Raw genomic sequence first — 7,606 nt, 5'->3', positions numbered from 1 at the left:
GCACCGGCACCGGCCGCGCTGCCCGTGGCGCCTGCCGTGGCCCAGGCCGCCGTTGCACCGCCACCGCGCGCGCCGTCGGGTCGGCTGGGCACAGCGTTTTGCGCCCACCACGGTGTGCGCCTGCCCTATGTGGCCGGGTCGATGTACCGGGGCATCGCCTCGGTGCCGCTGATCGCCCGCATGAGCCGCGCCGGACTGCTCAGTTTCTTCGGCACGGGCGGCCTGTCGCCCGATGACGTACGTCAGGCCATCGCCGCCATCCATGCCGAGAGCGGCCGCAGCGCCCCGTTCGGCATGAACCTGCTGGCCACGCCCACCCGACCGGAGCTGGAGCAGGCAATGGTCGAGCTGTTCCTGGAGCATGGCATCGAGTACCTGGAAGCGTCCGCCTTCACGCAGGTTGCGGCCTGCATCGTGCAGTTCCGCTTCCGTGGCGCCGGCATGCGTGGGGGCCGTGCACAGGCGGTGAACCATGTGTTCGCCAAGGTGTCGCGGCTCGAGCTGGCCCGCCAGTTCCTGGCCCCGCCGGCCGAGGAACTGCTGCAGCGCCTGCTTTTGCAAGGTCGCCTGAACGCGGACGAAGTCGCGGCCGCCCGCCGCCTGCCCGTCTGCAGCGACCTGTGCATCGAGGCCGATTCCGGCGGCCATACGGACAGTGGTGTCGCACTGACGCTGTTGCCGGCAATCCGCCGCGTGCGCGACGAACTGTCCCGCACGGCGGCGCTGGACGATGTTGTCCGGCTGGGCGCGGCAGGCGGTATCGGCACGCCCGAAGCGATCGCCGCGGCATTTGCGTTGGGCGCCCAGTTCGTCGTGGCCGGTTCCATCCACCAGTGCACGCCGCAGGCCGGCACGTCGCCGTTGGCCAAGGACATGCTGGCCGACATGGGCATTCACGACACGGCCTATGCGCCGGCCGGCGACCTGTTCGGCACGGGTGCCCGCGTGCAGGTGGTCAAGCGGGGCACGCTGTTCGCGGCGCGCGCCAACCAGCTGTACCAGGCCTACCGTACCTTCGACGGCATCGGTAGCCTGCCCGGCCGCACGCGCGACACGATCGAACGCTTCATGGGCGCGTCGCTTGACGATGTGTGGACCTTGAGCCAGGCCCGCCTGGCCAGCCGCCCGGCCGAACTGGCGCACCTGCAGCGGAACGAAAAGGCCCGCATGGCGCGCGTCTTCAAGTGGTATTTCTCGCGCTCCATCGCCGCCGCCATGGACGGCACCGTTGCCGAGAAGGCCAACTTCCAGATCCACAGCGGCTCGGCGATGGGCGCCTTCAACGCCTTCGCGGCCAATACCGGCCTGGCCGGGTGGCAGGAGCGCCACGTCGACGTGCTGGCGCAGGCCCTGATGGAGCAAGCCGAACATCAATGGCGCAGCCAGGGAGGAGCGCTGCAATGAACCACACAGGAGACCAGATGAGCCGTGCCACCACGACCGCCGCCGGCCTGCACGAGCGCTTCGGCCTGCAGGCGGCGGCAACGCCAGGGCGCATCGCTGTCGCCTGTGGCGACGTCAGCCTGACCTATGCCGAGCTGGATCGGCGCGCCACGGCACTGGCCGCGCGCGTGGCATCGCAGCTGGCGGCGCGGCCGGACGACATGACGCCACGCGTGGGAATGTTCGTGCAGCGTTCGGTCGACATGATCGTTGCCATGCTGGGCATCCTGAAGGCCGGCGCCGCCTATGTACCGATCGATCCGCGCTACCCCGAGCAACGCATCCGCTTCCTGCTGGCCGATGCGGCCGTCGACCTGGTCGTCAGCCGCAGCGCCGACGTGCAGCCCGTGCTGGCAGGCCAGCGGCTGCTGCTGACCGATCAGCCGGCGGCCGCCGATGACAGGTGGACGCCCCGTCCAGCCAGGCCGGACGACGCGGCCTACGTGATCTACACCTCCGGGTCCACCGGCGTGCCGAAGGGGACCGTCGTCGAGCACGGCAATGTGACCCGGCTGTTCGACGTCACGGCGCCGCAGTTCGGCTTCAGTGCCGACGACGTCTGGAGCGTGTGCCATTCCGTCAGCTTCGACTTTTCCGTCTGGGAGATCTGGGGCGCCCTGCTGCATGGCGGCGCGGCGCTGCTGGTGCCTGGCGAAGTGGTGGAGTCGCCGGCGCGGCTGGCCGCGTTCGTCGCCGCCCACGGCGTCACGATCCTGTCGCAGACTCCATCGGCGTTCGGGCAGTTCGCCCGCGCCGCGGCCGCCGACGCGCTGGCCTTCCCCGCGCTGCGCACCATTGTGCTGGGCGGCGAAAGGCTCGAGGCAGGCCACCTGCGCTGCTGGTTCGCGCACTTCGGCGCGGCCCTGCCACAGGTGATCAATATGTATGGCATCACCGAGACGACCGTGCACGTCACCTACCGGCGCATGGCGGCGAGCGACCTGGAACGCCCCGAGCACAGCCCCATCGGGCTGCCGCTGGCGGACCTGCAGGTGCATCTGCTCGATGAACACGGCGACGCCGTGGGCCCCGGCCAGCAAGGCGAAATGGTCATCACCGGTGCCGGCGTCGCGCGCGGCTACCTGGGGCGGCCGGAGCTGACGCGCGAACGTTTCCCCATGCTGCCGCTGGGGCCGGGGGGCAGCACGGTGCCGGCCTACCGCAGCGGCGACATGGCGCGCTGGCATGACGGCGAATTGATGTACCTGGGCCGCCAGGACGATCAGCTGAAGGTACGCGGCTTTCGCATCGAGCTGCGGGAAATCGAATATCAGCTGGAACAGTGTGCCGGCGTGACGCACTGCGTCGCGGCGGTGCAGGACCTGGGCGACGGCGACAAACGCCTGCTTGCCTTTGTCGTGATCGACGCCGACGCCGCCCTCCCGGCGCCGGCGCTGATGGTGGAAGCGCAGCGCCGGCTGCCACCGCAAATGGTGCCGTCCCGAGTCATCCCCGTGGCGGCGATTCCCCTAACGTCTAACGGTAAGCGGAACAAAGAGAAACTTATGAATGACATGACGACATCAGATCAACAAAACCAGGAGGCCGTGCGCGGACAGTCGCAGGGCACCACGCAGGTGGTGGCCGAGATCAGCGCGGCGATGATGGGCGAGCAAGGCCTGTCCTGGGATATCGACCTGTTCGACCAGGGCGCGACGTCGCTTTCCCTGAGCCGCATCATCCTCGAGTTGAACGCACGTTACGCCCTGCAGCTGACGGGCGCGGAACTGGACGGCGACTGCTCGATCATCAATATCGCCAGCACGGTCAACCGGGCCGTCAAGCAAAACAATTCCACCATGGAGCGCGCAGCATGATCACTTCCACCATTCCCGCCCTGAGCGCCGAGCAACTGGCGTTTTTCAAGGAAAACGGCTACATCGCACCGATCAAGGTGTATGAGCCGGAAGAGATGGAAGCACGGTGGAAGGTCGAACGCCTGAAGCTGATGGATCGCAGCAATGCCGTGTATCAGCTGGACAGCCATTCCGGCAACACCAATATCGCCAACTACGACCGCCACCTGGATTCGGAAATGCTGGCGCAGCACGTGTGTTCGCCGGAGATCGTGGGCCGGGTCCGTTCCGTGCTGGGCCCGGACCTGCTGTGCTGGCGCAGCGAGTTCTTCCCGAAGTATCCAGGCGACGAAGGCACCGACTGGCACCAGGCCGACACCTTCGCCAACGCATCGGGCACGCCGCAGATCCTGTGGCCGCAAAATCGCGAGTTCGGCGGCACCATCACGGTCTGGACCGCGTTCACGGAAGCCACCATCGACATGGGCTGCCTGCAGTTCATCCCGCGCACGCAGAACCAGATGTTCTATGACGAGACCAAGGGCATGAAGTACAAGCCCCAGGAAATCAACAGCGTGGCGAAGGACGGCGACGTCAAGCGCGGCTTCTTCGGCTATGACTACCGCGAACTGCAGATCGATCCGGACTGGACGCCCGATGTGGACCGCGCCGTCTCGATCGAGCTGCGCCCGGGCGAAGCCGTGATGTTCTGGTCGACGCTGATGCATGCCTCCCACCCGCATGCGGGCAACACGAAGAAGATGCGGCTCGGTTTCGCCGCCCGTTACGTGCCCACGTCGGTGCAGGTGTATCCAGGCTCGGACGCCATCGAGGAATATGGCGGCCGTATCAAGCTCGATCGCTACGGCGCGGTGGTGGTCGCGGGCGACAACCACAACGAGACCAACCGGATCGCCTCGGCCACCACGCGCGGCTTCGCGTTCCCGAGCCTGCCATGACGGTGGCTGGCGCTGTCCTGAGTATCGCACCGCTGGCACGCCAGCTGGAGCACGCCATCGGCCTGCCGGCCCGGCTGGACCCGGCCGATGCGGATGCGATTGCCCGCCTGTTCGCGGCGGCCGGACTGCCGCGTCCGCGCACGGTGGAGGACAACGCCACGCTCAGCGGCTTCGACAAGGCCGCCCTGGCTGCATTGCAAGCAGCGCCCCTGACGGCGGCGGAACGGGCCGATGCGCGCGCCGCCATCGGTGCGGCGCGGGCATCTGGTCTCGACGGCATCGCCACCCGCCGGCTGGTGACCTCCGCCGATGGGACCGTGCTGCCGGCCGTGCGCGCCGGCACCGCGGGTGGCGCGGACACGCTGCTGATCGGCGCACCCGGCATGCCGATCGGCCTGATGGCGGGCTGGCTGCGGCACCTGGGCCGCCATGGCCGCGTCGCCAGCTGGGAAACGCGGGGCCTGTTCGGTAGCGGGGCGGCGCAGGTGACGCAACTGGGCATCGACGCACAGGTGGCCGACGCGCTGGCTGTCATGGATGACCTGGGCTGCGCCCAGGGCCATGTGGTGGGTGTTTGCGGCGGCGCCGTGCTGGCCCTGGCGTTCGCGGCCCGTTACCCGCACCGGGTGCGCTCGCTGGTGCTGTGGCTGGGCGATTTCGAGCTGGGCGACCTGGCCCCGAAAACGTCGCACCAGCGCGACCTGCAGGCCTTGATGGGCATGGTCGTGGACGGCAAGGTGGCAGCGGCCGGGCTGCGCGACGTGCTGGTGGCGTCGATGGCCCACCTGTCCGAACCCGACCTGGCGCCGTTCGCGCTGTACCCGTTCGCCAACCCGGCACTGCTGGCACGCTACTGCCACATGAACCATCCGATCATGGCGACCGACTGCCGCCAGTACGCGGTGGCGCTGGACCTGCCCTGCCTGGTCGGCTACAGCCCGGCGGACCGCACCACCCACCCGCAAGGGTCGCGCGCGCTGGCCGGCCTGCTCGATGCCACGCTGGTGGAGATCGAGCCGTGCGGCCACCTCGCCGGCCTGCGGGGCAGCGCGGCCGACATGGACCGGATCCTCGCATTCCAGCACGCCCAGGCGCCGCGCTAGCGTCAACCACGGCACTACGCAACGAAACGAATTTTCAGAAAGGTCATACGAGTCATGAAGCAAGCGGCACACGATGGCACGGCAGCGGCGGCAAAGCGCAAATACACCCCTTACCAGCGGCGCCTGCTGGTATTCCTGAGCGTGGCCACCTTCTTCGAGGGTTACGACTTTGTCGCCCTGGTGCAGGCGCTGCCGCGCATCGTGGCCGAAATGGGCCTGCAGGAAACCGACACGGGCCTGATGGTCAGCCTGATCAATATCGGCGCCATCCTGTCGTTCTTTATCGTCTACCTGGCCGACAAGCATGGCCGCCGCCCGCTGCTGATGGTGACCATCGTCGGCTACACGGTGTGCTCGCTGCTGACCGGCCTGGCCGGCAGCGCCTGGGCCTTCATCGTCGTGCAGTTGCTGGCGCGGGTCTTCCTGCTGGGCGAGCTGGCTGTCAGCATGGTCTATGCCGCCGAGGAATTCCCCAGCGACCGGCGGGGCCGCGTGATCGGCCACCTGCAGGTGGCCGCCACGCTGGGCACCATCTTCTGCGCCGGCATGACGCCGCTGCTGCTGAAGAGCGACCTGGGCTGGCGTGCCATCTACTTCGTCGGCGCCGTGCCCCTGATCCTGATCGCCTTCGCCCGCCGCAACCTGCGCGAGACGGAGCGCTTCAAGGCACAGCAGAGCAGCGCCGGTGCCAACGGCTACCGCGAACTGCTCCAGCTGATCAAGGGGCCGTATCGGCGCCGCGTCCTGGTGGTGGCCAGCGTCTGGGCGCTGACCTATATGTGCACCAATTCGCTGATCACGTTCTGGAACCTGCACGCGATCAACTCGCTGGGCATGACGTATGAAGCTGTCTCGAAATGCATCATGATGGCCGCGCTGGGCGCCACGCCGCTGCTGTTCCTGGTGGGCCGCCTGCTGGAAACCGGCCGCCGCCGCGCCGCGCTGCTGACCTACGGCATGCTGTTCGCCGGCGCGTATGGCTGCTACAACCTGTCGGGTGTCCCGCTGCTGACCTTGAGCCTGACCGTGTCGGTGTTTGCCGTCGCCGGCGTCGTGCCAATCCTGAACGCCTACACGGTCGAATTGTTCCCGACCGAATTGCGCGCCAGCGCCTACGCCTGGTGCAACAGCCTGCTGGGGCGCCTGGGCTTCGTGCTGTCGCCGCTGCTGGTCGGCTGGGCGGCCTCGCGCTTCGGCTACGGCCCGGCCGTCACCGCCACCATCGCCTTCCCCGCGATCGCCCTGGTGCTGATCCTGCGCAACTTGAAGGAAACGGCCGGCTTTTCGCTGGAGCAGACCAGCCAGCTCGATCCGGTCGAGGAGCGCGCGGTCGCCTGAGTATCCCATTCACCCCGGCGGGCTCCCCGCCGGTTCCCGCATGCCGGTTCCAGTGCGCGCCCAGGCTGCGCCAGGGACGGTGTTGTCCGCAAAAAGGTACAGGATGAAAAACTCGGATGAGGTGTTGAGCGTGCTGCAGGCGGTGCTGGCAGCGTGCAGCCCGGAACAGGAGTTCGCCGCCAACGTCGGCCTGGTGGCACAGGGCCTGGGATCGCTGGCGGCCACCCGCTTCGCACTGGAAGCGCAGGCCCGCCTTGGTGTCGCCGTGCCGGTCGGGGCGCTCGGCTCGGGCCTCAGCCTCGAGGCACTGGCACAGCAGCTTTACGTACAGCTGGCGCAGCAGCCGGCCGCGGCGCCGGCGGCGGAACGTCTTGCGCCGGCCACCGGCTGGCCGCTATTGCCCCTGCAGCAGGCCTTCCTCGTCACGTCCGATGCCGATTTCACGGCCGACCCGGCCGGATGCCACCTGTACCGCGAGGTCGACGTCAGCCCGCATGACGAGGCGGCGCTGGCGTGCGCCTGGCGGCAGCTGGTGGCCCATCACACCGTGCTGTCTGCCGTGGTGGCACCCGATGGCGCACTGGAGCCGGGTCCCGCGCCGGTATTGCAGGTCGAGCACGTCCCGGCCGCGGGACATGCCGATGCCGTGCTGGCACGCCGCGCCGCCTGGCATGCCCGCCCCGCGCGCACACCCGGCGCACTGCTGCGCGTGGCCCTGGTGCTGTCACCCGGCCAAGCGACGCTGCAACTGAGCGTGGACGGCCTGCTGCTGGACGGCCACGGCCTGATGCTGCTGCTCGACCAATGGCGCATGCTGGCGGACGACCCTGCCGCCATGCTGCCGGCACCGCAGTGCACGCTGGCCGACTGCCTGGCCCGCCTCGCGCAGCCGTACCCGCCAGCGGCCCGGGCGCACTGGCGGCAGGTGCTGGCGACGGCGCCGGCCGGTCCGTTCGGCGAGCATGCA

General features: G+C 68.8%; 6 protein-coding genes. All 6 read left to right on the top strand.

Translation table 11 applies throughout. The features are described from left to right. Positions 1–1,404, top strand: a 1,404-nt coding sequence (locus GM672_RS26690) for a PfaD family polyunsaturated fatty acid/polyketide biosynthesis protein (RefSeq protein ID WP_155473544.1), incomplete at its 5' end; no start/stop codon positions are given. Further along, positions 1,401–3,260 (top strand): amino acid adenylation domain-containing protein, encoded by a 1,860-nt coding sequence (locus GM672_RS26685; protein WP_170300267.1) that lies wholly within the window; start codon positions 1,401–1,403, stop codon positions 3,258–3,260. The genes GM672_RS26690 and GM672_RS26685, both read left to right, overlap by 4 nt. Then, complete coding sequence (locus GM672_RS26680) at positions 3,257–4,198, top strand: chlorinating enzyme (protein ID WP_155473542.1); 942 nt, start codon at positions 3,257–3,259, stop codon at positions 4,196–4,198. The genes GM672_RS26685 and GM672_RS26680 overlap by 4 nt, the downstream gene beginning before the upstream one ends. Next, complete coding sequence (locus GM672_RS26675) at positions 4,195–5,301, top strand: alpha/beta fold hydrolase (RefSeq protein WP_155473541.1); 1,107 nt, start codon at positions 4,195–4,197, stop codon at positions 5,299–5,301. The genes GM672_RS26680 and GM672_RS26675 overlap by 4 nt, the downstream gene beginning before the upstream one ends. 54 nt (positions 5,302–5,355) lie before the next feature. Further along, complete coding sequence (locus GM672_RS26670; protein WP_155473540.1) at positions 5,356–6,639, top strand: MFS transporter; 1,284 nt, start codon at positions 5,356–5,358, stop codon at positions 6,637–6,639. Positions 6,640–6,742: 103 nt separating this feature from the next. Next, a partial coding sequence (locus GM672_RS26665) for a phosphopantetheine-binding protein (protein WP_211517446.1) occupies positions 6,743–7,606 on the top strand: 864 nt, incomplete at its 3' end.

It is taken from the genome of Pseudoduganella buxea (genome assembly GCF_009720835.1).
Classification (GTDB): domain Bacteria; phylum Pseudomonadota; class Gammaproteobacteria; order Burkholderiales; family Burkholderiaceae_D; genus Rugamonas; species Rugamonas buxea.
The sequence above is the reverse complement of the archived record's forward strand: the minus strand, read 5'-3'. Positions and strand labels throughout refer to the sequence as shown.